The organism is Allobosea robiniae (genome assembly GCF_900102525.1).
In the GTDB taxonomy this organism is placed as follows: Bacteria; Pseudomonadota; Alphaproteobacteria; order Rhizobiales; family Beijerinckiaceae; genus Allobosea; species Allobosea robiniae.
The window spans coordinates 18272-42165 of sequence record NZ_FNBZ01000012.1; the positions used below are offsets into that span (position 1 = coordinate 18272).

The 23894-nt window shown below is 67.4% G+C and carries 28 protein-coding genes; 12 read left to right on the forward strand and 16 right to left on the reverse strand.

Annotated features, from left to right (window positions below):
* Positions 1–4 precede the first annotated feature (4 nt).
* The 5 genes from BLQ70_RS24070 (at position 5) to BLQ70_RS24090 (ending at position 5004) form a co-directional block, all read left to right on the forward strand.
* On the forward strand, positions 5–1285 hold the full coding sequence (locus BLQ70_RS24070) for a beta-ketoacyl-ACP synthase (protein WP_091862503.1): 1281 nt from the start codon (positions 5–7) through the stop codon (positions 1283–1285).
* The gene (locus BLQ70_RS24075) at positions 1282–2028 is read left to right on the forward strand and encodes an SDR family oxidoreductase (protein WP_091862506.1); all 747 of its coding nucleotides are present in this window, start codon (positions 1282–1284) and stop codon (positions 2026–2028) included. Before BLQ70_RS24070 ends, BLQ70_RS24075 begins: the two co-directional genes overlap by 4 nt.
* A 28-nt stretch (positions 2029–2056) precedes the next feature.
* Positions 2057–3079 carry a zinc-binding dehydrogenase gene (locus BLQ70_RS24080; RefSeq protein WP_091862509.1) on the forward strand — a complete coding sequence of 341 codons (1023 nt, stop codon included), beginning with the start codon at positions 2057–2059 and terminating at the stop codon, positions 3077–3079.
* Positions 3080–3187: 108 nt separating this feature from the next.
* Positions 3188–4168 (forward strand): lipid A biosynthesis lauroyl acyltransferase, encoded by a 981-nt coding sequence (locus BLQ70_RS24085; RefSeq protein ID WP_425284637.1) that lies wholly within the window; start codon positions 3188–3190, stop codon positions 4166–4168.
* Positions 4169–4236: 68 nt separating this feature from the next.
* The gene (locus tag BLQ70_RS24090) at positions 4237–5004 is read left to right on the forward strand and encodes a DUF1223 domain-containing protein (RefSeq protein WP_091862512.1); all 768 of its coding nucleotides are present in this window, start codon (positions 4237–4239) and stop codon (positions 5002–5004) included.
* 18 nt (positions 5005–5022) lie between these two features.
* On the opposite strand, the gene BLQ70_RS24095 is transcribed toward BLQ70_RS24090, so the two are convergent.
* The 3 genes from BLQ70_RS24095 to BLQ70_RS24105 all read right to left on the reverse strand — a co-directional run bounded on the left by BLQ70_RS24095 (position 5023) and on the right by BLQ70_RS24105 (position 7089).
* A complete protein-coding gene (locus BLQ70_RS24095; protein WP_091862515.1) occupies positions 5023–5628 on the reverse strand; it encodes a TPM domain-containing protein in 606 nt (201 codons plus the stop codon).
* A complete protein-coding gene (locus BLQ70_RS24100; RefSeq protein WP_091862518.1) occupies positions 5628–6431 on the reverse strand; it encodes a TPM domain-containing protein in 804 nt (267 codons plus the stop codon). The genes BLQ70_RS24095 and BLQ70_RS24100 overlap by 1 nt, the downstream gene beginning before the upstream one ends.
* A gap of 106 nt (positions 6432–6537) precedes the next feature.
* On the reverse strand, positions 6538–7089 hold the full coding sequence (locus BLQ70_RS24105; protein WP_244492769.1) for a LemA family protein: 552 nt from the start codon (positions 7087–7089) through the stop codon (positions 6538–6540).
* Positions 7090–7264: 175 nt separating this feature from the next.
* Here BLQ70_RS24105 and ggt point away from each other — a divergent pair, with 175 nt between their 5' ends.
* The gene (ggt, locus tag BLQ70_RS24110) at positions 7265–9001 is read left to right on the forward strand and encodes a gamma-glutamyltransferase (RefSeq protein WP_210184349.1); all 1737 of its coding nucleotides are present in this window, start codon (positions 7265–7267) and stop codon (positions 8999–9001) included.
* A gap of 6 nt (positions 9002–9007) precedes the next feature.
* On the opposite strand, the gene BLQ70_RS24115 is transcribed toward ggt, so the two are convergent.
* From BLQ70_RS24115 to BLQ70_RS24130, 4 genes are all read right to left on the reverse strand, one after another.
* Positions 9008–9487: a hypothetical protein gene (locus BLQ70_RS24115; protein WP_091862524.1), complete on the reverse strand. Its 480-nt coding sequence runs from the start codon at positions 9485–9487 to the stop codon at positions 9008–9010.
* A 3-nt stretch (positions 9488–9490) separates the two neighbouring features.
* Positions 9491–10717, reverse strand: a complete 1227-nt coding sequence (gene rlmN / locus BLQ70_RS24120) for a dual-specificity RNA methyltransferase RlmN (RefSeq protein WP_244512143.1) — start codon at positions 10715–10717, stop codon at positions 9491–9493.
* A gap of 102 nt (positions 10718–10819) precedes the next feature.
* Entirely contained in the window at positions 10820–11242 is a 423-nt protein-coding gene (locus BLQ70_RS24125) for a GFA family protein (RefSeq protein WP_091862531.1), read from the reverse strand.
* A 13-nt stretch (positions 11243–11255) separates the two neighbouring features.
* Positions 11256–11852, reverse strand: a complete 597-nt coding sequence (locus tag BLQ70_RS24130) for a hypothetical protein (protein ID WP_061966510.1) — start codon at positions 11850–11852, stop codon at positions 11256–11258.
* Between the two features lie 183 nt (positions 11853–12035).
* Here BLQ70_RS24130 and BLQ70_RS24135 point away from each other — a divergent pair, with 183 nt between their 5' ends.
* Positions 12036–13010, forward strand: a complete 975-nt coding sequence (locus BLQ70_RS24135) for an NADPH:quinone oxidoreductase family protein (RefSeq protein ID WP_091862534.1) — start codon at positions 12036–12038, stop codon at positions 13008–13010.
* A gap of 7 nt (positions 13011–13017) precedes the next feature.
* Here the strand turns inward: BLQ70_RS24135 and BLQ70_RS24140 are convergent, their stop codons facing one another.
* Positions 13018–13392, reverse strand: coding sequence for a YkvA family protein (locus BLQ70_RS24140; protein ID WP_091862537.1), 375 nt, complete (start codon positions 13390–13392; stop codon positions 13018–13020).
* 178 nt (positions 13393–13570) lie between these two features.
* Between BLQ70_RS24140 and BLQ70_RS24145 the strand changes: the two genes are divergently transcribed.
* Positions 13571–14356, forward strand: coding sequence for an SDR family NAD(P)-dependent oxidoreductase (locus BLQ70_RS24145; protein ID WP_091862539.1), 786 nt, complete (start codon positions 13571–13573; stop codon positions 14354–14356).
* Positions 14357–14359: 3 nt separating this feature from the next.
* Here the strand turns inward: BLQ70_RS24145 and BLQ70_RS24150 are convergent, their stop codons facing one another.
* The 4 genes from BLQ70_RS24150 to ftsY all read right to left on the reverse strand — a co-directional run bounded on the left by BLQ70_RS24150 (position 14360) and on the right by ftsY (position 17456).
* Positions 14360–15073 carry an RES family NAD+ phosphorylase gene (locus tag BLQ70_RS24150; protein WP_091862542.1) on the reverse strand — a complete coding sequence of 238 codons (714 nt, stop codon included), beginning with the start codon at positions 15071–15073 and terminating at the stop codon, positions 14360–14362.
* Positions 15070–15483: an MbcA/ParS/Xre antitoxin family protein gene (locus BLQ70_RS24155; protein ID WP_091862599.1), complete on the reverse strand. Its 414-nt coding sequence runs from the start codon at positions 15481–15483 to the stop codon at positions 15070–15072. The genes BLQ70_RS24150 and BLQ70_RS24155 overlap by 4 nt, the downstream gene beginning before the upstream one ends.
* A 69-nt stretch (positions 15484–15552) precedes the next feature.
* Complete coding sequence (locus tag BLQ70_RS24160) at positions 15553–16191, reverse strand: septation protein A (RefSeq protein ID WP_091862545.1); 639 nt, start codon at positions 16189–16191, stop codon at positions 15553–15555.
* Positions 16188–17456 carry a signal recognition particle-docking protein FtsY gene (ftsY, locus tag BLQ70_RS24165; RefSeq protein WP_091862548.1) on the reverse strand — a complete coding sequence of 423 codons (1269 nt, stop codon included), beginning with the start codon at positions 17454–17456 and terminating at the stop codon, positions 16188–16190. The genes BLQ70_RS24160 and ftsY overlap by 4 nt, the downstream gene beginning before the upstream one ends.
* 70 nt (positions 17457–17526) lie before the next feature.
* Between ftsY and BLQ70_RS24170 the strand changes: the two genes are divergently transcribed.
* From BLQ70_RS24170 to BLQ70_RS24180, 3 genes are all read left to right on the forward strand, one after another.
* Entirely contained in the window at positions 17527–18276 is a 750-nt protein-coding gene (locus tag BLQ70_RS24170; protein WP_091862551.1) for an RluA family pseudouridine synthase, read from the forward strand.
* A 99-nt stretch (positions 18277–18375) separates the two neighbouring features.
* Positions 18376–19011: a DUF6875 domain-containing protein gene (locus BLQ70_RS24175; RefSeq protein WP_091862555.1), complete on the forward strand. Its 636-nt coding sequence runs from the start codon at positions 18376–18378 to the stop codon at positions 19009–19011.
* Between the two features lie 8 nt (positions 19012–19019).
* A complete protein-coding gene (locus BLQ70_RS24180; RefSeq protein ID WP_170843516.1) occupies positions 19020–20171 on the forward strand; it encodes a GNAT family N-acetyltransferase in 1152 nt (383 codons plus the stop codon).
* Positions 20172–20179: 8 nt separating this feature from the next.
* On the opposite strand, the gene BLQ70_RS24185 is transcribed toward BLQ70_RS24180, so the two are convergent.
* The 4 genes from BLQ70_RS24185 to BLQ70_RS24200 form a co-directional block, all read right to left on the reverse strand.
* Positions 20180–20476 (reverse strand): 4a-hydroxytetrahydrobiopterin dehydratase, encoded by a 297-nt coding sequence (locus BLQ70_RS24185; RefSeq protein WP_061966499.1) that lies wholly within the window; start codon positions 20474–20476, stop codon positions 20180–20182.
* The gene (gene thpR, locus BLQ70_RS24190; RefSeq protein ID WP_061966498.1) at positions 20473–21045 is read right to left on the reverse strand and encodes an RNA 2',3'-cyclic phosphodiesterase; all 573 of its coding nucleotides are present in this window, start codon (positions 21043–21045) and stop codon (positions 20473–20475) included. Before thpR ends, BLQ70_RS24185 begins: the two co-directional genes overlap by 4 nt.
* A 222-nt stretch (positions 21046–21267) precedes the next feature.
* On the reverse strand, positions 21268–22323 hold the full coding sequence (locus tag BLQ70_RS24195; protein WP_091862561.1) for an aldo/keto reductase: 1056 nt from the start codon (positions 22321–22323) through the stop codon (positions 21268–21270).
* A gap of 80 nt (positions 22324–22403) precedes the next feature.
* On the reverse strand, positions 22404–23012 hold the full coding sequence (locus BLQ70_RS24200; RefSeq protein WP_091862602.1) for an arylesterase: 609 nt from the start codon (positions 23010–23012) through the stop codon (positions 22404–22406).
* A 180-nt stretch (positions 23013–23192) separates the two neighbouring features.
* Between BLQ70_RS24200 and BLQ70_RS24205 the strand changes: the two genes are divergently transcribed.
* A complete protein-coding gene (locus BLQ70_RS24205; protein WP_091862564.1) occupies positions 23193–23894 on the forward strand; it encodes an ABC transporter ATP-binding protein in 702 nt (233 codons plus the stop codon).

The following is a 23894-nucleotide window of genomic DNA, read 5'->3' on the forward strand; positions in this document are numbered from 1 at the left end:
AGCCATGACCACGCATCGCGACGCCAAGGGCCGTCCGCTCATCGCCGTCACCGGGCTGGGTGTCGTCACCTCGCTCGGCCAGGGCAAGGACGTCAACTGGCAGGCCCTGACATCGGGAAAATCCGGCATTCACCGCATCGACCGCTTCCCGACCGAGGGGCTGAAGACCAGCATCGGCGGCACCGTCGATTTCCTGTTCGACGGCCCGTTCACGGCCCCTCAGCTCTCGGAGAAGCTCGCGACGCTGGCGGCCGAGGAAGCCGTCGGCCAGAGCGGCATCGGCACGGAAGGCGATTTCCCCGGCGAGCTCTTCATGGCGGTGCCGCCGGTCGAGATGGAATGGCCGCAGAAGCAGGAGATGGCCCGGGCCACCTCGGGCGAAGCCGATTATGACGGTCTGCTGCGCACCGCCGCGACTGGCCAGTTCCGGGCGATGCACGAGCTCTTCGTCTTCGGCGGCGTCGCCGACCATATCGCCGACCGTTTCGGCACCAGGGGCTCGCCGATCTCGCTCTCGACCGCCTGCTCCTCGGGCGCGACCGCGATCCAGATGGGCGTCGAGGCAATCCGCCGGGGCGATACCCAGGCCGCCCTCTGCATCGGCACCGACGGCTCGATCCATGCGGAGGCGCTAATCCGCTTCTCGCTGCTCTCGGCGCTGTCAACCCAGAACGACCCGCCGGAAGGCGCTGCCAAGCCCTTCTCCAAGGGCCGCGACGGCTTCGTCATGGGCGAGGGCGCAGGCGCCCTGGTGCTGGAGGACTACGACCATGCGCTGGCGCGTGGCGCGACCATTCTCGGCATCGTCGCCGGCTGCGGCGAGCGTGGCGACGGCTTCCACCGCACCCGCTCGAGCCCGGACGGCAAGCCTGCGATCCTCGCCATGCAGGACGCGCTGGCCGATGCCGGGCTGACGCCGGACGATGTCGACTATATCAACGCCCACGGCACCTCGACGCCCGAGAACGACAAGATGGAGGCGATGAGCTGCGCCGCCGTCTTCGGCGAGCGCATGGCGAGCCTGCCGATCTCCTCGAACAAGTCGATGATCGGCCATACGCTGACGGCGGCCGGTGCCGTCGAGGCGGTGATCTCCTTCATGACCATCGCCAACGGCATGATCCCCCCGACGATCAACTACGCCAATCCCGACCCGGCTATTGCGCTCGACGTCGTGCCGAACGAGGCCCGCAAGGCGAAGGTGAGGACGATCATCTCGAACTCCTTCGGCTTCGGCGGCCAGAACACCTGCCTCGTGCTGACGGCGCCTCCGGAGGCTGCATGACAAAAATCCTCGTCACTGGCGGCGCCAAGGGCGTCGGCGCGGCGATCGTGCGTGCGCTGGCCGCGGCCGGCCATGATGTCGATTTCACCTTCCGCTCCTCTGCCGACCAGGCGAAGGCGCTGGCGGAGGATATTGCTGCGACCCATCCTGGCCGTACGATTACCGCGCTGCCGCTCGACCTCTCCGACAAGGAGGCGCTCGACGCCTTCTGCGAAGCCCGCGAAGGCGAGAGCTATTTCGGCCTCGTCCACAATGCCGGCCAGCCCTATGATTCGCTTGCCGCGATGATGGTACAGGACAAGGCCGAAGCCGCGATGCAGGTCAATTTCTGGGCCTTCACCCGCCTCGCCAAGAGCCTGATGCGCAACATGATCCGCGCCCGCACCGGGCGCATCGTCGCGATCGGCTCGGTCGCGGCCTTGCGCGGCAATCCCGGCAACGCCGCCTATGCAGCCTCCAAGGGCGCGCTGATCTCCTATGCCAAGACGCTCGCGGTCGAGACCGGCAAGCGCGGCGTCACCGTCAACGTGATCGCGCCGGGCTTCGTCGACACCGACATGATGGCGCCCTACGCCGCCTATCGCGACAAGATGCAGGCGCAGATCCCGGCCGGCCGCTTCGCCAAACCCGAAGAAGTTGCCGGCCTCGCCGCCTTCCTGATGAGCGAGCCCGCCGCCTATATCACCGGCACCGTGCTGCCGATCGACGGCGGCGTGACGGCGCAGCTCGGCGTGCACCGCTGACAAGATTGTTCCGAAAGGTCGAAAACCGATGCGTTCCCTCCAGCTCCACGGCGATCGCGACCTGCGCCTGGAAGAGATCGAGCCGCCGCCGCCGCCCGCTCCGGGCGAGGTGCAGATCCGCATCAAGGCGGTGGGCCTGAACTATCTCGACCTCTGGGGCTTCCGCGGCATGGCCTTCGCCAAGCGCAAGATGCCGCAGGCGGCAGGCGTCGAGGCCGCCGGCGAGATCGTCTGCGTCGGCGAGGGCGTGACCGGCTTCGCGCCCGGTGACACCGTGACGGCCTATGGCGCCGATACCTGCGGCCAGTGCAAGGCCTGCCGCGAAGGCCGCGACAATCTCTGCGAAAACGTCGCCGGCATCATGGGCTTCCATATCGACGGCTTCGCCCGCGAATTGCTGAACCGCCCGGCCCGCCTCACCATCAAGGCGCCCAAGGGCGTTTCCTTCGAGGATGCCGCCTGCGCCCCGATCGGCTTCGGCACGGTCCAGCACATGCTGTTCGACAATGCGAAGCTGGAGCCCGGCGAATCCGTGCTCGTCCACGCCGGCGGCTCCGGCATCGGTACCGCCGCGATCCTGATGGCCAAGGCGATCGGCTGCACCGTCTACACGACCGTCGGCGACGACGAGAAGGGCGCCAAGGCCAAGGCACTCGGCGCCGACCATGTCATCAATTACCGCGAGGACCGCTTCGAAGGCGTCGTGCGCAAGCTCACGGGGCGCAAAGGCGTCGATGTCGTGTTCGAACACGTTGGAGCCGACACCTGGAACGGCTCGCTGCTCTGCCTGAAGCGCGGCGGCCGGCTCGTCACCTGCGGCGCGACCTCCGGCCCCTCGGCGACGATCAACCTGATGCAGCTCTTCCAGCAGCAATACCGGATCACCGGCTCCTTCGGCTGCCGCATCGAGAACATCGCGCAGTCGCTGGAGAAGATGGCCGGCGGCATGAAGCCGGTGATCGACTCGGTCTTCCCACTCGCCGAATTCGAGAAGGGCCTTGCCCGGATCGAGGGCCGCAAGGTCTTCGGCAAGGTCGTCATCGCCTTCTGACCGGGACCTGTTTCCCGCCAAGGACTTGACGCGGGCGGCTTCCTGCCCCAGATCGCCTTTTTAGGCCCGGTCTTGCTCTCGGCACGGGCGTTTCACGCAGGACCGACCTTGAGACGATTGAAGGCTATCGCCGCGCGCGCCGGCGCCGCGGTGATGATCGGCGTGATCCGCGCCCTGTTCGGCTTCCTGCGCCTGCTCGGGCCCGAGCGCGCCAGCGATCTCGGCGGCTGGCTTCTGCGCAGCGCAAGCCCGCTGATCCCGGTCAACCGCGTCGCACTCGCCAATATCCGCGCAGCCTTCCCCGAGAAGGACGAGGCCGAGGTCAGGCGCATCGCGCGCGGCGCCTGGGAGAATCTCGGCCGCGTCGCCGGAGAATACGCCCATCTGAAGACCCTCTTCGATTACGACTACCACAACCCCGACAAGCCCTCGCGCGTCGAGGTCAAGGGCATCGAGCACTTCATCACGCTCAAGGACGATGAGAAGCCGGGCCTGATCTTCTCGACCCATCTCGCCAACTGGGAGCTGCCGGCGATCTGCGCCCAGGCCTACGACCTCGAAACCACCGCCGTCTTCCGGGCTCCCAACGACCCGGCGATCGCCGCCGTCGTCCACGAGATCCGTTCGGGCGCGATGGGTGGGCTTGCCGCCGCGAAGCAAGGCGCCGCCTTTGCCATGCAGGGCGTACTGGAGAATGGCGGCCATCTGGGCATGCTGATCGACCAGCATTTCACCCGTGGCGTGGTTGTCCCGTTCTTCGGCCGCCCGGCCCTGACCAACCCGATCATGGGCAAATTCGCCAGGCGCTTCGAATGCCCGGTCCATGGCGTGCGCGTCATCCGCCTGCCGAACCACCGTTTCCGGCTGGAGCTGACCCCGCCGCTCGACCTGCCGCGCGACGCCAATGGCGAGATCGACGTGCAGGGTGCGATGGCGATGATGACGGCCGTCGTCGAGGGCTGGGTGCGCGAATATCCCGAGCAATGGCTCTGGATGCATCGCCGCTGGCGGCCCAACATGATCTCGGCTGCCGCGCGCGAGGCCTTCGATCACGCTCACGCGACCGTGCCGGTTTTCAAGGCAACGTGATTTCCCTCGTGACGGGATTACGGGCTTTGGTAACCTCCGGAAAAGAAGTCGTCCGCAGAGTCCTGATCATGTCCCCTCGCCCGCGCCATCTCGCAGCGACCGTTGCAGCCCTTGCCCTCGGCATGGCGGCGGCCCAGGCGCAGACGCCCGCGAAGCCTCCCAAGGCGGTGATCGAGCTCTTCACCAGCCAGGGCTGCTCATCCTGCCCGCCGGCCGATGCGCTCGTCGTCGAGCTGGCCAAGGACCCCGAGCTGATCGCGCTCACCCTGCCGGTGACCTATTGGGATTATCTCGGCTGGAAGGACACGCTCGGCAAGGATTCCTTCGCCAAGCGCCAGAAATTCTACGCCAAGGCCCGTGGCGACGGGCAGGTCTACACCCCGCAGGTCGTCATCAACGGCGCAGCCCATGCCATCGGCTCGGAGCGGGCCGAGATCGAAAAGGCGGTGAGCCAGTTCGCGGCGACAGGGTTCGCTGCCCGGATCGCCCTGAAGGAAGAGAACGGCGCGCTCCAGATCCAGGTCGCTCCGATCGGAGGCGAGAGCGAGGCCACCGCCGGTATCTGGGTATTGCCGACCACGCATCAGGCTGCCGTGCCGATTGCGCGCGGTGAGAACCAGGGCCGCACGCTGTCCTACGCCAATGTCGTGCGTGGCATGGTCCGCGTCGGCGACTGGACCGGCAAGGAGACGACCGTCACCGCGCCGCTCTCGGCGACCGAGGCACCCGAGGCCGACGGCTATGTCGTCATCGTCCAGGCCGAGCGCCCCAGCAAGTACGGCCATATGATGCCCGGCGCGATCCTCGGCGCCGCCAAGGGGCCGGCGAAGCGCTGAGCTTCAGCGCGCTGCGATCTAAAGCAGGATCACCTTGTTCGAGAGCTCGTTGGTATCGCCGGGCACGGGTGGCACATGCTGCCCCAGTACCGTCCCGACCGAGCCGACAGCCGCGATCAGCCCTTCGGTCAATCGATCCTCCCGCGCCGCCGCGAGCAGGGGTTCGATGATGCCGCGCCAGGTATCCTTCTCGACCAGCCCGTCGATGCCGGTATCGGCGAGGATCTCCGCATAGCGCTCCTGCAAGGCGATATAGAGCAGCACGCCGGTGCGCCCCTTCGTCCGGGTCAGGCCACGCGCCGTGAACTCGCGTAGCGCCACATCATGCGCGCGCCCGCGCTTGACGAAACCGGGCACGAAGCGCCCGCCGCGGCCATACCAGAGCAGGCTCGCCAGCAGGCCGACGGCGCAAAGCAACTGGATCAGGAAAATCCGCTGCGCGCTCATCACCGTCAGCGACAGGAGCGGCCACGGCACGACCAGCGCCAACGTCAACGCCAGCATCACCGGGATATTGCGATAGCTCGACGCCGCCCGGTCGATCACCACGACGATCTCGCCGGCCGTCTGCAACTCGGCCCGGCGCACGGCCTCCGCGATCGCGTCCCTGTCGGCTGCGTCCATCACCAGTCTCCCGAAGCCCCGCCGCCGCCAGACGAGCCGCCGCCACCCGAAAACCCACCGCCGCCCGAGCTCCAGCCGCCTCCGCCGCCGCTCCAGCCCGAACTGGACCCCGAACCGGTGCTCCAGCCCGTGCTCTGTGGCAGCGTCACCCACTGCCCGTTGCGCAGACGATGCCGGCGCGCGCCGCCCTGCCGGCTCAGGCCACGCAGGAAGGCGACGATGAACAGGAAGATCAGGATCATCGCGATGACCACCGCGATATCCTCGCCCAGCGTGCTCTCGTCCGAGCGCACCTCGGCGCGGCGCTGCCATTCCTCGGCATCTCCAGCGAGAATGGTCAGGATCGCGTCGACCCCGGCCTCGATTCCCCCGGCGAAATCGCCGGTCTTGAATTTCGGCGCGATCGCCGTGGTGATGATGACCTTCGAGAGCGCATCGGTCAGGGCCCCTTCCAGCCCGTAGCCGACCTCGATGCGGACCTTGCGTTCCTTCGGCGCGACGATCAGCAGCGCGCCGTTGTTCTTCGCCTTTTCCCCGAGCTGCCAGTGGCGGAAGAGGCCGTTGGCGAAATCCTCGATGGTGATGTCCTGCAGCGAGGGCACGGTCGCGACGACGACCTGGTCGGAGGTCTTGTCCTCATGCGCCTTGAGCTTGTCCTCGATCCGCTGCCGGACGTCCGGTGCCAGCAGGTTGGCGCCATCGACCACGCGCCCGGTCAGCGCAGGATAGGTCGGCTCGGCGGCGAGCGCGGGGAGTCCACAGAGGAGAAGAAGCAGGGCGGCAACCGTATGCCAGAGCGTCATTCTCGGGCGCAGCGCAGCGCAGACCCGAGAATCTCGGGCAGGAGATGCTCGGGTCAAGCCCGAGCATGACGTGCGAGCGGATACCACCGGCTTCAGCCGATCGACCTCAGAACTTCACCGCGGGCGGCCGCTCCGCGCCGGCGGTCGCCGTGAAGGTCTCCATCGGCTTGGCGCCCCAGAACAGCTTTGCCCAGATCACGCCCGGGAAGGTGCGGATCTCGGTGTTGAAGGCCTGCACCGCCTGGATGTAGTCGCGCCGTGCCACCGCGACGCGGTTCTCCGTGCCCTCGAGCTGCGACTGCAAGGCCAGGAAGTTCTGGTTGGACTTCAGCTCCGGATAGCGCTCGACCGTGACGAGCAGCCGCCCGAGCGCGCCGGTGAGCTGGTTCTGCGCGTCCTGGTATTCCTTGAACTTCACGGGGTCATTGATGGTCGAGGCATCGACCTTGACCTGGCTCGCCTTGGCGCGGGCCTCGACCACGGCGGTCAGCACCTCGCGCTCCTGCGCGGCATAACCCTTTACGGTCTCGACGAGATTCGGGATCAGGTCGGCGCGGCGCTGATACTGGTTCTGCACCTCCGACCAGGCGGCTTTCGCCTTTTCCTCCAGCGTCGGCACGTTGTTGTAGCCGCAGCCGGCGAGCACGAGGCCGAACATGCCGAGGACAAGCCAGGCGAGCGGGCGGCGAAGATGGGTCGCGAAAGACATGCCGAAAACCCCTTTTGGCAACGTCAGAACAATCGATTCGGACCTTACCCGCCAGCGCCCGCCCATCCAAGCTGTCAGGTCGCGGCGAATGGCCTATCCTGCGATTCCTCACCGGAGCTTCGCCATGCGCCTGTCTCTTTTCCTCTCCCTGCTCCCCGCCTTGCTGGCCGCCCAGATCGCCGTCGCCCAGCCACAGGCGCCCGCTCCCGAAGCCGCGACCGGGCGCACCGTCAAGACGTTGGGAACGGCCCAGCGCTTCATGGCCGCCGCCGCCAATCCGTTGGCCGCGACGGCCGGGCGCGACATCCTGCGCGCCGGCGGCAGCGCCACAGATGCCGCCATTGCCATCCAGCTCGTCCTCAATCTGGTCGAGCCGCAGAGCTCCGGCATCGGCGGCGGCGCCTTCTTCGTCCATTGGGACGAGGCAAGCCGCAAGGTGACGACGCTGGACGGGCGCGAGACCGCGCCGGCCGCCGCAAAGCCAGACCGCTTCATGAAGGACGGCAAGCCGATGCCGTTCCGTGAGGCCGTGGTCGGCGGCCGCTCGGTCGGCGTGCCCGGAACGCTGAAGCTGCTGGAAGAAGCCCATCGCCGCTGGGGCAAGCTGCCCTGGGCCGACGTCGTCGCGCCCGCGCTGAAGCTGGCGGAGGAGGGGTTCGCGATCTCACCGCGCCTGAATGGGCTGCTGGCCGGAGAAAAGGATCTGCCGAAGAACGTGCTCGCAGCCGCTTATTTTTACGAGCCGGACGGAAAGCCCAAGGCGGTCGGCACCGTCCTGAAGAATCCCGCCTTCGCCGCGACGCTGCGTGCCGTGGCGGCGCAAGGTGCAGAGACCTTCTACAAGGGGGCGATCGCCGCGGACATCGTCGCGACGGTCACCGACCATCCGACCAATCCCGGCGACATGACGCTGGCCGATCTCGCTGGCTACAAGGTCGAGGAACGCGAGCCGGTCTGTGGTGCCTACCGGATCTGGCGCCTCTGCGGCATGGGCCCGCCCAGCTCCGGCGCCGTCGCGCTCCAGCAGATGCTCGGGGTGCTCGAAGGGCAGGACCTGCGCCGGATGGGGCCGGGCACTGACGCCGCGCACTGGTTCAGCGAGGCCGGGCGCCTCGCCTTCGCCGATCGCGCGCTCTATCTCGCCGACCCCGCCTTCATCAGCGTGCCCGTGCGCGGCCTGATCGACCGCGACTATATCCGCTCGCGCGCCGGTCTCGTCAGCCCGGATCGCTCCATGGGCCGCGCCAAGCCCGGCGATCCCCCGAACAAGCGCGCGCAATTGCTCGCCCCTTCCGACGGGATCGAGAACGGCACCAGCCATATCTCGGTCGTCGACGCCGACGGCAACGCCGTCGCCATGACCACCACGATCGAGGACGGTTTCGGCTCGCGCCTGATGACCAAGGGCGGCTTCCTGCTCAACAACGAATTGACCGATTTCAATTTCGCGCCGGAGGAGGACGGCAAGCCGGTCGCCAACCGCGTCGAGCCCGGCAAACGCCCGCGTTCGTCGATGGCGCCGACATTGGTCTTCGATGCCTTCGGCCGGCTCTATGCCGTGGTCGGCTCGCCCGGCGGCAGCCAGATCATCGGCTATGTCGGAAAAACGCTGGTTGCCCTGCTCGACTGGAAAATGGATCCGCAGCAAGCCGTCGATTTCGGCAATTTCGGCAGCCGCAACGGCCCGACCGAGTTGGAGAAAGGCACCGAAGCGGAAGCCTGGAAGACCGCACTGGAGGCCAAGGGCCACGAGGTCCGCCTGCTCGAGATGACCTCAGGCACGCAGGCCATCGTCAAGACACCGGAAGGCTTTCTGGGCGGCGCCGATGGCCGCCGCGAAGGCGTCGCGATCGGGGATTGAGCAGAGCTAGGCTTGCGCCGGGCGCTCGCCACCAGCGCCGCGCCCGGCGATCAGCCAGTAGACGAAGCCCGTCGCCGCACCGACCAGGAAGAGCCCGGAGATGATCTGGATCTCGGCCGTGCTCGGCGCGCGCGACAGCCTGAGCATGGCAAGCGGCAGCAGCGCGGCGAGCAGACCGGTGAAGCCGCTTTGGAGCAACCCGCTGCGCAGGCGAAACAGTTCCGAACCGACGGCGACCAGCACGACCGGCGCGACGATGATCGCAAGCCCCAGCCGGGCGATCAGGGCAAAGGCCGCCTGCGCGGCCGGCCCCGGATCGACGCCGCTTTCGGCGAGCCCGAACAGGATGTCGACGAGCCGCTCGATACCGCCGCCGATCAGCATCGCCACGGCCGGCGAAGCGAAGCTCGCCACGCCCAGGAAGAACACGCCTGCCCCCATTGCAACGAGGCAGGCGAACGGAATCAGAACAATCCAGCGCAGCAAGGCTTATTCCGCCGCCACGGCCGGCGCGTCGGCCTGCGCCTCGTCCAGCATCAATCGGGCGCGGGCGGAGAGCTTCTCGGTCTCGCTCTTGAGCTGGCCGCAGGCGGCGAGGATGTCGCGCCCGCGCGGCGTGCGCACCGGCGAGGCATAGCCGGCACGGAAGACGATCTCGGAGAAGCGCTCGATCCGGTCCCAGTCGGAGCACTCGTATTTCGTGCCGGGCCAGGGATTGAACGGGATCAGGTTGATCTTGGCCGGAATGCCCTTGAGCAGGCGGACGAGCTCACGCGCCTCGGCGTCGGAATCGTTCACGCCCTTCAGCATGACGTACTCGAAGGTGATACGCTTCGCGTTCGAGAGGCCGGGATAATTCCGGCAGGCCTCGAGCAGGTCCTTGATCGGATATTTCTTGTTGAGCGGCACCAGCTCGTTGCGCAGCTCGTCGCGCACCGCATGCAGCGAGATCGCCAGCATCGTGCCCATCTCCTCGCCGAGCGGGCCGATCTGCGGCACCACGCCCGAGGTCGAGACGGTGATGCGCCGGCGCCCGATCGACAGGCCCTGATCGTCGGTGATCACGCCGATCGCATCGCGCACGCCGTCGAAATTATAGAGCGGCTCGCCCATGCCCATGAAGACGATGTTCGAGACGAAGCGCCCGCCATCATTCGGCACGAAGGCGCCGTCCGGTGCTGTCCGGTTCGGGAAATCGCCGAGCCGGTCGCGCGCCACCATCACCTGCGCGACGATCTCCTCGGTGGTGAGGTTGCGCACCAGGCGCTGGGTGCCGGTATGGCAGAAGGTGCAGGTCAGCGTGCAGCCGACCTGGCTGGAGACGCAGAGCGTGCCGCGATCGACCTCCGGGATATAGACGCATTCGATCTCGGCGCCGCGGTCATGCGGGCCGGTCGAGGGCATCCGCATCAGCCATTTGCGGGTGCCGTCGGTCGAGACCTGCTCGGCCGTGACGCTCGGCAGATCGAGCGAGAAATGTTCGGCGAGCTGCCCGCGTAAGCCCTTGCCGATCGTCGTCATCGCGTCGAAGTCGCGTACGCCGTAATGGTAGATCCAGTTCCAGAGCTGGCCGACGCGCATGCGCCGCTCCTTCTCGGGCACGCCGATCTCAGCCAGCGCCTCGGTCAGGCCGGCGCGGGTGCGCCCCACCAGCGAGGGGCGTCGCAAAACGGGTTCGGCCGCCGGAGCGGCGGTAGCGGGAACGGATGCGGTCATCGGAGCTCTGTCGTCGCCCATCGGGGAAGGCGCGGGATTTCGCGGCTCCCTAGCACAAATCACAGAAAATCGGAAATTGCGCGATTCGAAGGCGGTATCCGCCTAATTCGCATGCCCCTCGAACTGCGGGAGGTCGTCGGTGATCTCGTACCAGGGCGCCTTCGAGCCGACGAAGATGTGATGGTCGGGCCGAATACCCGGCGCATCGTCGAGCGTGCCCAGGGCGACATGGACATACGCCCCGTCGCGAACCACCGAAAACAACAGCGAGCCGCAGCGGCTGCAATGCGCGTTGTGATTGTCGGCTTCCCCGACGATCAGCAGGGCATCGGCCCCTGCGGTGACAGCGAGCTTGGCACGCTCGATCCCGGCGAAGGGCTTGAAGGCCGATCCGGTCGTGCGCCGGCATTGCGCGCAATGGCAATTGGCGGCGTAGCGGAAGGCATCTGCAACCTCGAATCGAGCCTGCCCGCAATAGCAGCGGCCCTTCAGCCGGCGTTCCGGTGCAGGAGCGGCCGAGGCCATGGCCCGAAGCGCCTTACTTGCAGGCGTCCTCGGCCCGCTTCACGATCTGGCTGATGCCGGCGAGCGAATACTTGTCGCTGGTCGGGTTGCCGCGCTTGGAGGTGCCCTTGACCTCGAGTCCGGCGCCGCGGCGCAGCGCATCGAGCATGCGCGGCTCTTCGGCCGGGTTCTTCAGCCACATGTTCTGGCCCTTGGCGACCAGCGCGAAGCGCTCGCTGCCGATGATCGCCTGATGCTCGACCCCTTCCTTGAGGTCGAAATTCATGACGAAGCTGATCTCGTTGCGCACGCCCTCGCCCGGCCGGCTCGAAACGAAAAGCAGGCCTTCGACATCCTTGAGATTGGCAGGCATGCGGGCCTCGGCCTTGGACAGGGCGTAGCAGACCTTGGAGCGGCCCTGCTGGGACGAGAACGCCTGCCATTTACCCGCGGTCTCGAGCAGCATGGCCTGGCCCTGGCCCGAGCTGGCCGCGGCAGCGGCAGGCTTCGGTTTGGCAGGCGCGGCCTGCGCCGGAAGGGCGGCAGCGCCGAAGACGCCAGCCATCAGGCAGAGCGCGAGGGCGGAGCGGGAAGGAGCGGCGTCGCGGATGCGGAGGAACGAGCTGATCATGGACCGCCATCAGTCACTAAAAATCTTAATACCGCGTTTACCACCTGTTGATCGGGCGGATCGCGCGGACGGCGGCATAGAGTGTCACGATCCTGGCGAAAATACGAATGGCGGCAGGCCGGTTCCGTGCCGCTTGCAGTCATGCCAGAATCGGGACCGGTAACGGCGAATGGCGGATCGACGATGAAAGCCCTGCTTTGCGAACATCACGGCCCTGCCGAGGACCTGGCGATCCGCGATCTGCCCGATCCGGAACCAGGCCCCGGCGAGGTCGTCGTCGCCGTGAAGGCCGCCGCCCTCAACTTCTTCGACACGCTGATCATCCAGGGCCGCTACCAGACCAGGCCGGCCTTCCCCTTCTCGCCAGCGGCCGAATGCGCTGGCACCATCAGCGCCGTCGGCGAAGGCGTGACCGGCTGGCAAATTGGCGAACGCGTCGCGGCCTGGCTCGGCTACGGCGCTGCACGCGAAAAGGTCGCGGTCTCCGCCGATCAGATCATCCGCATTCCCGAGCGGCTCGACGATGCGCAGGCGGCCGGCCTCTTTGTCACCTATGGCACCGCGATGCACGGCCTGATCCAGCGCGCCGGCCTCAAGCCCGGCGAGCGGCTCGCCGTCCTCGGAGCTTCCGGTGGAGCGGGGCTCGCCGCGGTCGAGATCGGCGCTTTGCTCGGCGCCCATGTCATCGCCTGCGCCTCCTTGCCCGACAAGCTTGCGCTCGCCCGCGAGCACGGCGCGCAGGAGGAGATCGACTATGCGCAGGGCGACATTCGGGCCGAACTGAAGAGGCTCACCGAAGGCCGCGGCGTCGACGTGCTCTACGACACCGTCGGTGGCGAGCTGGCTGAGCCGGCCTTGCGTTCGATGGCCTGGGAAGGGCGCTATCTCGTCGTCGGCTTCGCCGGTGGCGAGATCCCGAAGATTCCGCTCAACCTGCTTTTGCTGAAAGGCTGCGACCTGCGCGGCGTATTCTGGGGGCAGTTCGTCGCACGCGAGTCGGCCGCCCATCGCCGTAACATGGAACGCCTGCTGGACTGGGCGGCGAACGGCCATATCCGCGCCCATGTCCATGCCAGGATCCCGCTCGAACGCTGGACCGAGGCCTATGCGCTGATCGCCGACCGCAAGGCGAAGGGCAAGATCGTGCTGACGCTGTGACGGAGCCTCAGAGCTCCGCCAGCGCCTGCTTCGCCCGCTCGCGATGCTCGGGTGTGATCGAGCCGGCGACGGCCGCGATGGCAGCCGCGATCACCGCTGCGTCATCGGTGAAGCCGAGCAGTGGCATGATGTCGGGAATGGCATCGACCGGCAGCACGAAATAGCCGAGCGCGGCGAGCAGCGTCATCCGCACGCGTCGCGGCGTCGCCGGATCGCGCGCGCAGAACCACGCCGCCAGCAGATCCCCGGCAAACGGAATGCGCTTCGCGACGCGCTTCAGCCGGGCCATGAAATCGGACCCGAACTTCGCCTCGTCGCGCAGGCTCTTGCGGATCGCCTCGATCTCCTCGCGGCTGAAGCTTGCGCTGAACCCCTCGCTCATCCCTGTCTCGCTCCTTTGCGTCCGATGACGCTCATCATCGCGCGCTCCCTCGTGAGCCGCCATGTCGAAAGATGGCCCCGCCGCAATCCTGCACAAGAGGCCACCCGTAAAACCCGCTTGGAGCGGCACGAAACGCCCTCTAAACCGTCTTCAGAACACGATTGACGGGAAACGCGCCATGAAACTCGACTCCTCCCTTGCTGCCGTCGTCACCGGCGGCGCCTCCGGCCTCGGCGAGGCGACCGCGCGCATGCTGGCGAGCGAGGGCGTCAAGGTCGCGCTGCTCGACCTCAACGCCGAGCGCGGCGAAGCGACCGCCAAGGAGATCGGCGGCGTCTTCGCCCATTGTGACGTCACCAGCGAGGCTTCGGTCGACGAGGCGCTCGCCAAGGCCCGCGCCGCCCATGGCGTCGCCCGCATCATCGTCAACTGCGCCGGCATCGCGCCCGGCCGCCGCGTCGTCTCGAAGAAGCGCGACACCGGCGAACTGATCGCGCATGACCTCGCAACCTTCGAGAAGGCGGTCGCGATCAATCTGACCGGCACCTTCCGGATCATCGCCAAATCGGCGGTCGCGCTGGCCGGGCTCGATCCGGTCACGGCCGATGGCGGCCGCGGCGTCATCATCTGCACGGCTTCGGTCGCGGCCGAGGACGGCCAGATCGGCCAGGCCGCCTACGGCGCCTCCAAGGCCGGCGTTGTCGGCCTGACGCTGCCGGTCGCGCGCGATCTCGCCGGCGTCGGCATCCGCATCGTCACGATCATGCCCGGCCTGTTCGAGACCCCGATGTTCGCCGGCCTCCCCGACGACGCCAAGGCCTCCCTCGCAGTCTCCGTGCCGCATCCCTCGCGCCTCGGCCGCCCGGCGGAATATGCGGCGCTCGCCCGCAGCATCATCGAGAACGACATGCTGAACGGCACCGCGATCCGCCTGGACGGCGCGATCCGGCTGGCACCGAAATAGGCTTCAGACGATCCGGAAAACCTCGCCGGCGCTGCGGTCCCGGTAGAGGTCCACCCGCTCGCCGTTCCAGTGATAGTCGAGATGCCGCCCCTGCACTGGGTGGCCCGCACCATCGGGATAGAGCAACCCGGCGCATTCGCCGCCGGGACAGCGCACGCTGGGATAGACGATGCCGGCCGAGCCGATCGCCCGCAGAGCGATGCCGAGCGCCTGGCTCGCGGTATAGTCGGCGGGATCGAGCACCGCAGCGGCTTCGGCCTCGAGCGGCCTGATATCGTGAAGCTCCGCGTCGACCTCAAGCACGATCTCGCGGAATTGCGAGGTCCAGCCCGAGGGTTGCGTCGTCGCCAGCATGAAGCGGGCATGGTGGTGGATCGTCTCCAGCAGCGCCACCTCGAAGCGGTCGCCGACATAGAGCACGCCGAAGCTGCCATCGCTGAAACGGCTCGGCCGGTCCGGGCTGACATGGGTGAAGGGCGCCATCAGCCAGCTCGCGCCCGGCCCCGAGACGCGCCGGTCGGCCGGTACGAGGTCGAGATTGCCGATCGTCTCCATCAGGCGCGGATTGGTCTTCTGCTCAGCCGCGATCAGGAGCGGCCAGTCGGCGGGGTCGGCGATATCCTCGAACAGGTCGATCGGCGGGAAGATGCTGCGGATGATCCGGACCGCCCCGCGCCATTCGATCTCCGCGATCGGCAGGCTCGCCGGATCGATCACCAGGCGCCCCGCTCGGCATCGAGCAGGCGGCGCACCCGCATCAGGTCGGTCAGTTCGCCGCCGAGCATGACATCAACAGCCGATTTGCCGCCGAAATCAGCATTGGCCCGCTTGATCCAGTCATAGCCGCGCTGCGGCTCGGTGAAGATCAGGCGCAGCGCCTTGTGGATGCCCATCAGGTTCGAGAGCCGAGCCTTGCCGTCGCGCGAAATCCGGCCGATCTCGCCGGCTTTCCAGCGCCGGTAGCTCCTGACCGGCAGGTCGACCAGGACCGCGGCTTCCTCGTCGGTGATCCGCCAGAGCCGGAACAGGTTGACTGCGGCGCGAAACATCGCCGCCGCCTCGTCATCCGTGATCGGATCGGGGACGAAATCGCGCTGGGCCGTCTCGATGCGCAGCAGGCCAGTCATGGCATTGCTCTCCATTTGGCATAAAATGGAGATAATATTGCCAATTGGCAAGAGCAGCCAGAAACCCGGCTATTCCTCGGTCTTCGCCGGCTTGATCTCGTGCTTCAGAATCAACGGCGTCTGCGCCAGGGCGAAGATCATGGTCAGCGGCATTACGCCCCAGACCTTGAAAGCGACCCAGAAATCCTGGGTCTGGGTGCGCCAGACCACCTCATTGATGGCCGCCAGCACGAAGAAGAACAGCCCCCAGCGGAAGGTCAGCTTGCGCCAGCCCTCGGCATCGAGCTGCAGCACCGTCTCCAGCACCAGCGAGAGCAGCGAGCGCCCGAAGAACAGCCCACCGAGCAGCACCGAGCCGAACAGCGCGTTGACGATGGTCGGCTTGACCTTGATGAAGAAGGCGTCGTCCAGCGCCAGCGTCAAACCACCGAAGACGGTGACGACGATCGCGTTCACGATCGCCATGCGCGGCAGATAGCCCATCAGCACCCGCGACAGCACCAGCGCCACAAGCGAAGCGGCGATGAAGATGCCGGTCGCGACGAAGATGCGCCGGTCCTCAGCCACGTGGAACAGCCGGTCACCGTAGGAATTGGCGAAGAAGAAGATCGCCAGCGGCCCGAATTCCAGCGCCAGCTTGAGCAACGGGTTGACCGCCTTGCCCTTACCCGCCGCCTCGACTGGAACCTGCTGAGTCGTTTCGCTCACGCCGCTTCTCCCAATCCCGCCACGGCTCGCGCGAAATCGCGCGCCGAGAACGGCTCCAGGTCATCGACGCTTTCGCCGACGCCGATGAAATGCACGGGCAGGCCGAACTGCGCCGCCAGCGCCACCAGGATGCCGCCGCGCGCCGTGCCGTCGAGCTTGGTCATGACCAGCCCGGTCACGCCCGCCGTCTCGCGAAAGGCCTCGACCTGTGAAATCGCGTTCTGGCCGACGGTGGCGTCGAGTACGAGCAGGGCCGCATGCGGGGCGTTCGGGTCCTGCTTGCGAATGACGCGCACGACCTTGGCAAGCTCGTCCATCAGCCCTTGCTTGTTCTGCAACCGGCCGGCGGTGTCGATCAGCAGCACATCGGTGCCATTGGCCTTGGCCTTCTGCAGCGCCTCGAAGGCGAGGCCCGAGGCATCGGCGCCCTGCTGGCCGTAGACGACCTCGGCCCCGGTGCGCTCGCCCCAGACCCGCAACTGCTCGATCGCCGCGGCGCGGAAGGTGTCGCCGGCCGCGAGCATCACGGATTTGCCCTCAGTGCGGAATTTCGCGGCGAGCTTGCCGATCGTCGTGGTCTTGCCGGAGCCATTGACCCCGACCATCAGCAGCACGAACGGCTTTTTCGTGGCGTCGATCACCAGGGGCTGGGCGACGGGCAGGAGGATCGTCTCGACCTCGCGCGCCAGGATCGCCTTCACCTCGGACGGCTCGATCTGCTTGTCGTAGCGCCCGTCGCCGACCGCTTTGGCGATCTTGGCTGAGGTCGCAAGGCCGAGATCGGCCTGGATCAGGATGTCTTCCAGATCCTCCAGCGTGCCGGCATCGAGCTTTCGCTTGGTGAAGAGCTCGGTGATCCCCGTCGTCAGTGCCGAGGAGGTCCGCGACAGCCCCTCGGTCAATCGCCGCCACCAGCTCCGCTTCGGCTGCGGCGCAGGGACGGGAGCGGGCTCGGGAGCAACGATCGGCTCGGGCTGCGGAGCGACGGCAACGACAGGTTCCGGCTCGGGCTCCGCCGGAGGTGCAGCCTCCTCAACCGGAACAGGCGGCGCAACGGGTTCAGGGGTCACCGCCTCGACGACAACCGCTTCCGTCTCGACAGCCGGGGCAGGAGCGATCTCTTCGGCTTCCGGCTTCAGCTCCTCAACCGTCTCAACAACCTGCTCGGTCGCCGTCTCGGGCGCGGGCGCCGGTGTGGCCGCTTCCTCGTCGCGTCCGAACAGCCTCGAAAAGAAGCCGCGTTTCTTCGGTTCGGTCTCGCTCATCGTCGTCCTGTCTTCGGTTCGGCAGGCATCTTCGGTTGCGCCGCCGGGCCGGGTTGGGTAGCGCAATGCCATGGCAGCGCCGGACCGACCAGAAAATTCGCAATCACCCGGGCAGATCGACGACGAGCTGCCGGTGCCGCTGCTCTATCGCGACGCCATGATGCTCGTCATCGACAAGCCTGCCGGCCTGCCCTCGCATCGCGGCCCGCAGGCCAAGCGCCGCGTCATCCCGGTCCTGACCGATTATCTCGATGCCCTGCGCTTCGGCCTGCCACGCAAGCCGGAAGCCGCGCATCGGCTCGACAAGGACACCTCCGGCTGCCTCGTGCTCGGCCGTCATCCCCGCGCCATGGCCGAGCTCAACCAGATGTTTCGCGACGGGCGCATCGACAAGACCTATTGGGCGATCGTGCAGGGCCATCCCGCGCAGGATGAGGGGCTGATCGATCTTCCCCTGGCCAAGCGTTCGCCCGAGCGCGGCTGGTGGATGAAGGTCGATCCCGCCGGCCTGCCCTCGCAGACCCGCTATCGCGTGCTCGGCCGGGGCGAGAGCGAGCATGGCCCACTCGCCTGGCTCGCGCTGGAACCATTGACCGGGCGCACCCACCAGTTGCGCGTCCATTGCCAGGCCTCGGGCTGGCCGATGCTCGGCGACGAGATTTATGGCGATGCCCCGCGCGAAGGCGGGCCGGGCCTCCAGCTTCATGCCCGATCGATCGCGATCCCACTCTACAAGAAGCGCGATCCGATCACGGTCGAGGCGCCGCCGCCGCCGCATATGCTGGCGGCGCTCACGACTTGCGGCTGGAACAGGGTTTAGAACGCGTCAACGCAGCGCTGGCGACATGCCGGCAGCGATCAATCCTTCGCTAATCCGGGGCTGCTATGCCACGGCTGCACCTTCTCCCGTCATGCAGCCATGACCGATAGCGCCAGCGCCGATCCGCAGCTCCTGACCTTGCCCGAAGCCCGCGCCCGCTGCGCGGACGGCGCCGCACCGCCGCTGGCCGTACTCGTCGGCTGGGTCGAGACTTACCTGATGAGCAGCCATGTCGATCTCGGCCGGACAGGCGCGGTCTGCCCCTTCACCCGCCAGGCTGCGAAGCTCGACATGGTGCGCCTCGGCATCTCCACAGCAACGGCAGCCGATGAGGGCACGGCCTTCGCGGCCGTGCATCGCAGCTTCGCCGATCTCGACGCGATTCCCGCGCAAGCGACCCTCCAGCATTTCCGCACCGTGATCCTCGGCTTCCCCGGCTGCGCCGATCCGGCCGGCACGGCGATGCTGCAACGGGTCCAGAAGCGCCTGAAATTCGCATCCCTGCGCCGCTTCCGCATGATCGGCCTGATGCACCCGGACTCGGAGGCGCCGGGCCTGTGGAACCCGCAGTTCCGCCCCTTGCGCGCGCCCTTCCCGGTCGTCGCCGTCCGCCACATGGTCGAGCAGGACGCGCCCTTCGCGGCGCGCCACCCGCTCCTGATGCTGCCCTATCTCGCCCGCTTCCGCATGGCGGGCGCGAAACGCCTCATCGCGCATCTGCGCACGGGGCCATGAACGCGGCGATGCCCTTGGCCACCCGGCCGGACGACGCCGTGACGCTCGATCTGGTCGAGGATGTCGCGGGCTTCCTGGCGCTGCGCCGCGATTGGGAGGCCCTGTTCGAACGCTCGGCTGCGCCATCGCAGCTCTTCCAGAGCCATGTATTCCTGCGCCATTGGACGACGCATTACCTCAGCCCCGATACCCGGCTCAGCATCGTCATAGCCCGCCGGGCCGGTGAACTGGTGATGGTCTGGCCGCTCATCCGCCAGAGGCGCTACGGTCTCGACACCTTGCGCTTCATGGGCGTGCCGGTCGCCCAGTTCGGCGACGTGCTCGTCGGCGATGGCGAGGACGCCCTGCTGAAAGCCGGCTGGGCCTTCATCCAAACCCTGCGCGCCGATCTCTTCGAAGCCCGCAAGCTGCGCGCCGATTCGCATCTTGCGCTGAGCCGCCTGCTCGATGGCGCGGCCCATGGCGACCGGCAGGAGGCGCCCTTCGCGGACCTCACCCGCCGCGTCGGCGAATCCGGCCCAAGTCTCGCCTATACCGCACGGGAACGCTCGAACCACCGCCGGCGCCTGCGCCGCCTGGAGGAACGCGGCCCGGTCGCCTACGCCATGCCGCCACCGGGCCCCGACGCGGCCCGGCTCGCGGCTACGGCGATCGCGATGAAGCGGGCGACCCTGGCACGGCGCGGCATCGTCGCGCCGGTCATCAACGATTCCCGCTTCGGCGCCTTCTTCACCGATCTGGCGGCAGACGCCTCCGGCGAGGCCACGCTGCGGATCATGTGCATCCTCAGCGATGGCGCGCCGATCGGCATCGACCTCTCCTTCGACTGCAAGGGCCACAGCTTCGCCCATGTCCTCGCGACCGATCCGGATCATGAGCACGACGGCATCGGCAAGATCCTGATCCACCACAGCTTCGCCGGCGCCCGCGCCCGTGGCAGCACGGTCTTCGACCTCCTGGCTCCGGCCGAGCCCTACAAGCGCGAACACGCCGATGGCTGCGTCGCGGTCAGCGACCGGCTCCGGCCGCTATCATTGAAGGGGCGGCTGGCCTGCCATCTCGGCATCCAGCATTGGCGACCGATGTTGAAGAGCGTGGTGAAGCGCCTGCCGGCAGGCCTCTCGCGCCATGTCATGCCCGCACCGCGGCAAGGCAGCTAGGCAGCGACCTAATCCGAGATCGCGTCGATGGCGCGGGCCAGCTTGACGTCGAGCTCGGTCAGGCCGCCGGCATCATGGGTTGCGAGCGTGATATCCACGGTCCGGTAGACATTCGCCCATTCCGGATGATGGTTCATCGCCTCGGCCAGCAGCGCGACGCGCGTCATCCAGCCGAAAGCCTCGCTGAAATCACGGAAGACGAAGCGCTTGGCGATGGCCTCGCGCCCCTGCACCAGCTTCCAGCCGGTCAAGGTCGCCAGCGCTTCGGCCTGCGCCTCGGGGCTCAATCGTTTCGGCCGTGTCATCGGCGCATCTCCCGCGGCAGGCGATTCGGGTAGGACGGGCCGAGCGGATAGGCCGCCTCCAGCACATAGGGCCCGCCGCCGATCGAATCGCGCGATGACATCAGCGCCACCCGGCGCGCGGTGAAGACGAAGGGCCTGACGATCGGGTGCTGGCCGAGATGATGCGCGACCTCGCCGGGCGAGGTGTCGCGCAGCCGTGCCAGCGTGACATGGGGCACGAACTTGCGCGCCTCCGCCGGCAGGCCGAGGCGGCGCATCTGCCGCTCGAGATCGCCCTGGAGGTCGCTCAGCGCCTTGCTCGGCTGCACCCGCGCGAACAGCGCGCGCGGCTTGTCGCCGCCGAAGCTGCCGAGCGCATCGAGCGTGACCTCGAAGGGATAGGCCGTGAGATCGGAGAGCATGTAGTCGACATCGTTCGCCATGCGCCGGTCGACATCGCCCAGGAAGCGCAAGGTGATGTGATAATCGGCCGGCTCGATCCAGCGGGCACCCGACAATCCGCCGCGATGCAATGTCAGGCCGGTCGCGACTTCGGCGGGGATTTCCAGAGCGATGAACAGCCTCGGCATGAGCGAATCCCTGCCAAGCGATTGTGACTCTGGCGAGACGGTAGAGCAGGAAGCCGGCTTAGGGGAATTGTTTTTGCGCCCTCATCCCCACTCCCGCGCGGTCATCCCGGACAAGCCGCGATAGCGGCGCCGATCCGGGATCCATGCCGGAACCGTTCCGGAATGGATCCCGGGTCTCCCTTCGGTCGCCCGGGATGACCGTGTGTGGACTGGAAACGAAACCTACGGGCAGGGATTGCCGACGAGCTGATGGATCGCGTCGATCTTTGCCTCAACCTCCGGCGAGAGCTTCACGTCGATCGAGGCGATGTCGGTCCTGAGCTGCTCCATCGAGGTCGCGCCGATGATGTTGGCGGTCACGAAGGAACGGCTGTTGACGAAGGCGAGCGCCATCTGCGCGGGGTCGAGCCCGGCTTCGCGGGCGAGCGCGATATAGCGCTTGATCGCCTCCTCCGCTCCGGCCGTCTGGTAGCGCTGGCCGCGGTCGAACAGCGTCGTGCGGGTTCCCGCCGGGCGGGCGCCATCGAGATATTTGCCGGTGAGAAAGCCCTGCGCCAGCGGCGAATAGGCGAGCAGGCCGACATCCTCGCGCAGCGCCACTTCGGCGAGCGCCGTCTCGAAGGTGCGGTTGAGCAGGCTGTAGGCGTTCTGGATCGACTGCACCCGCGGCGTGCCCCGGATTTCCGAATCGCCAACGAAGCGCATCGTGCCCCAGGCGCTCTCGTTGGAGAGGCCGAGATGGCGGATCTTGCCGGCCTTGATCACCTCCGCGAAGGCATCGAGCTGCTCGGCGATCGGCGTTTCGTCGGCCGGCTGCTCGAAGGCTGCCTTGGAGAATCGCGTCGGATTCGAGCCCCAGGGCATCGGCCGCTCCGGGAAATGGATCTGGTAGAGGTCGATATAATCGGTCTGCAGCCGCTGCAGGCTCTTGTCGACCGCTTCGAAGATCTGCTTGCGCGTCACCCGCGTCGGGCTCTTGTCGTCGCGGAACCAGGTATTGCCGCCGCGTCCGCAGATCTTCGACGCCAGAATGATCTTGTCGCGCTTGCCGCGCGCCTTGAACCAGCTGCCGACGATCCGCTCGGTCGAGCCTTGCGTCTCCGGCTTCGGCGGGATCGAGTACAGCTCGGCGGTGTCGAAGAAATTGACGCCCTGCTCGACGGCATAGTCCATCTGGGCATGGCCTTCGGCCTCGGTGTTCTGCTCTCCCCAGGTCATGGTTCCCAGGCAGATCACCGAGACCTTGAGATCGGTGCGTCCAAGGCGGCGGTATTCCATGGCGAAGCAACTCCGGGAGCGGGGCCGGCGGGCGGCGATGCGGAAACGGAAATACGCCGCGCGGAGAATCCGCGGGCGGATCAGGACCTGGGTGGCAGGCTGGCGATGAAACGCTCGACCGTCGGCAGGATGGTCCGGACGATGACGGCGACGCCCTCGGCCGTGGGATGCAGCCCATCCGCCTGGTTCAAAGCGCGGTCTCCCGCGATGCCTTCCAGGAAGAACGGGTAAAGCACCAGCCCGTGCGTCTTCGCAAGCTCGGGATAGATCGCATCGAAGCGTTTCGCATAATCTTCGCCGAGATTGCGCGGCGCATACATGCCAGCGAGCAGCACCGGGATCTTCCGCTCGGTCAGGCGCACGATCATCGCCTCGAGGTTTTTGCGGGTCAGGGCGGGGTCGACGCCGCGCAAGGCATCGTTGGCGCCGAGTTCGAGGATGACGCCGTCGGTGCCGTCGGGCACCGACCAGTCGAGCCGTTCGAGCCCGCCCTGCGTCGTGTCGCCGGAGACGCCGGCGTTCACGATTTCGACAGCCAGACCCTTCTGGCGCAACGCCTGCTCCAGAACGGTGGGGAAGGCTGCGCTGCCCGGCAGGTTGTACCCCGCCGACAGCGAATCGCCGAAGGCGACGAGCTTCAGCGATCGCGCCGCGCTCGCGTTGGAGGGAGGAGTCTGCGCGCCGGCCATGTCAGGGGACCCGATGAAAAGCAGCAGGAACGCGACCAAAAACGTCGCAGCCGATTGGACAAGCGCGAAGCTGAGCCCATATGGCCGCAGACCGTACCGTGCCGAGAACCTGCCCCGTTCGGGGCGCGATTCCGTGCGAACGGGGATGGCGATGGGTCGTGAAATCAGGATCATGGCGTGATGAGCGAGAAGGCCGCTTCGGCAATCGAGTTGCAGGATGTCCACCTGAGTTTGGGGCGCGGCGCCGCCCGCGTCCATATCCTCAAGGGCGTCTCGGTGTCGCTGGCGGATGGTGAGGCGACCGGCCTCGTCGGCCCCTCCGGCTCCGGCAAGTCGACGCTGCTGATGACCATGGCCGGGCTGGAGCGCCCCGATTCCGGCCTCGTCAAGGTCGCCAGCCAGGATCTCGGCGCCCTCGACGAGGACGGGCTCGCAATCTTCCGCGGCCGGCATATCGGCATCGTCTTCCAGTCCTTCCACCTCGTCCCGACCATGACGGCGCGCGAGAACGTCGCCCTGCCGCTGGAACTCGCCGGCCACACGGACGCCTTCGCCCGCGCCGAAGCGGAACTGCGCAATGTCGGCCTGGGTCACCGCATGGACCATTATCCAGCCCAGTTGTCCGGCGGCGAGCAGCAGCGCGTCGCGATCGCACGCGCCGTCGCGCCCGACCCGGCGATCCTCGTCGCCGATGAGCCCACCGGCAATCTCGACGAATCGACCGGCCGCGCGATCGTCGACCTGATCTTTGCCCTGAAGCGCGAGCGCGGCGCGACGCTGGTGCTCGTCACCCACGATCTCTCACTCGCCGCGCTCTGCGAACGCACGGTCCGCCTGCGTTCCGGCGTGATCGAGGCCGAGCCCGAGACGGTGGTCGCCTGA

Coding starts and splice junctions, on each gene's coding strand:
- BLQ70_RS24070 (WP_091862503.1), top strand. CDS start 5: ATGACCACGCATCGCGACGCCAAGGGCCGTCCGCTCATCGCCGTCACC.
- BLQ70_RS24075 (WP_091862506.1), top strand. CDS start 1,282: ATGACAAAAATCCTCGTCACTGGCGGCGCCAAGGGCGTCGGCGCGGCG.
- BLQ70_RS24080 (WP_091862509.1), top strand. CDS start 2,057: ATGCGTTCCCTCCAGCTCCACGGCGATCGCGACCTGCGCCTGGAAGAG.
- BLQ70_RS24090 (WP_091862512.1), top strand. CDS start 4,237: ATGTCCCCTCGCCCGCGCCATCTCGCAGCGACCGTTGCAGCCCTTGCC.
- BLQ70_RS24095 (WP_091862515.1), bottom strand. CDS start 5,628: ATGGACGCAGCCGACAGGGACGCGATCGCGGAGGCCGTGCGCCGGGCC.
- BLQ70_RS24100 (WP_091862518.1), bottom strand. CDS start 6,431: ATGACGCTCTGGCATACGGTTGCCGCCCTGCTTCTTCTCCTCTGTGGA.
- BLQ70_RS24105 (WP_244492769.1), bottom strand. CDS start 7,089: ATGTTCGGCCTCGTGCTCGCCGGCTGCGGCTACAACAACGTGCCGACG.
- ggt (WP_210184349.1), top strand. CDS start 7,265: ATGCGCCTGTCTCTTTTCCTCTCCCTGCTCCCCGCCTTGCTGGCCGCC.
- rlmN (WP_244512143.1), bottom strand. CDS start 10,717: ATGACCGCATCCGTTCCCGCTACCGCCGCTCCGGCGGCCGAACCCGTT.
- BLQ70_RS24125 (WP_091862531.1), bottom strand. CDS start 11,242: ATGGCCTCGGCCGCTCCTGCACCGGAACGCCGGCTGAAGGGCCGCTGC.
- BLQ70_RS24130 (WP_061966510.1), bottom strand. CDS start 11,852: ATGATCAGCTCGTTCCTCCGCATCCGCGACGCCGCTCCTTCCCGCTCC.
- BLQ70_RS24135 (WP_091862534.1), top strand. CDS start 12,036: ATGAAAGCCCTGCTTTGCGAACATCACGGCCCTGCCGAGGACCTGGCG.
- BLQ70_RS24140 (WP_091862537.1), bottom strand. CDS start 13,392: ATGAGCGAGGGGTTCAGCGCAAGCTTCAGCCGCGAGGAGATCGAGGCG.
- BLQ70_RS24145 (WP_091862539.1), top strand. CDS start 13,571: ATGAAACTCGACTCCTCCCTTGCTGCCGTCGTCACCGGCGGCGCCTCC.
- BLQ70_RS24155 (WP_091862599.1), bottom strand. CDS start 15,483: ATGACTGGCCTGCTGCGCATCGAGACGGCCCAGCGCGATTTCGTCCCC.
- ftsY (WP_091862548.1), bottom strand. CDS start 17,456: ATGAGCGAGACCGAACCGAAGAAACGCGGCTTCTTTTCGAGGCTGTTC.
- BLQ70_RS24170 (WP_091862551.1), top strand. CDS start 17,527: ATGGCAGCGCCGGACCGACCAGAAAATTCGCAATCACCCGGGCAGATC.
- BLQ70_RS24175 (WP_091862555.1), top strand. CDS start 18,376: ATGACCGATAGCGCCAGCGCCGATCCGCAGCTCCTGACCTTGCCCGAA.
- BLQ70_RS24180 (WP_170843516.1), top strand. CDS start 19,020: ATGCCCTTGGCCACCCGGCCGGACGACGCCGTGACGCTCGATCTGGTC.
- BLQ70_RS24185 (WP_061966499.1), bottom strand. CDS start 20,476: ATGACACGGCCGAAACGATTGAGCCCCGAGGCGCAGGCCGAAGCGCTG.
- thpR (WP_061966498.1), bottom strand. CDS start 21,045: ATGCCGAGGCTGTTCATCGCTCTGGAAATCCCCGCCGAAGTCGCGACC.
- BLQ70_RS24195 (WP_091862561.1), bottom strand. CDS start 22,323: ATGGAATACCGCCGCCTTGGACGCACCGATCTCAAGGTCTCGGTGATC.
- BLQ70_RS24200 (WP_091862602.1), bottom strand. CDS start 23,012: ATGGCCGGCGCGCAGACTCCTCCCTCCAACGCGAGCGCGGCGCGATCG.
- BLQ70_RS24205 (WP_091862564.1), top strand. CDS start 23,193: ATGAGCGAGAAGGCCGCTTCGGCAATCGAGTTGCAGGATGTCCACCTG.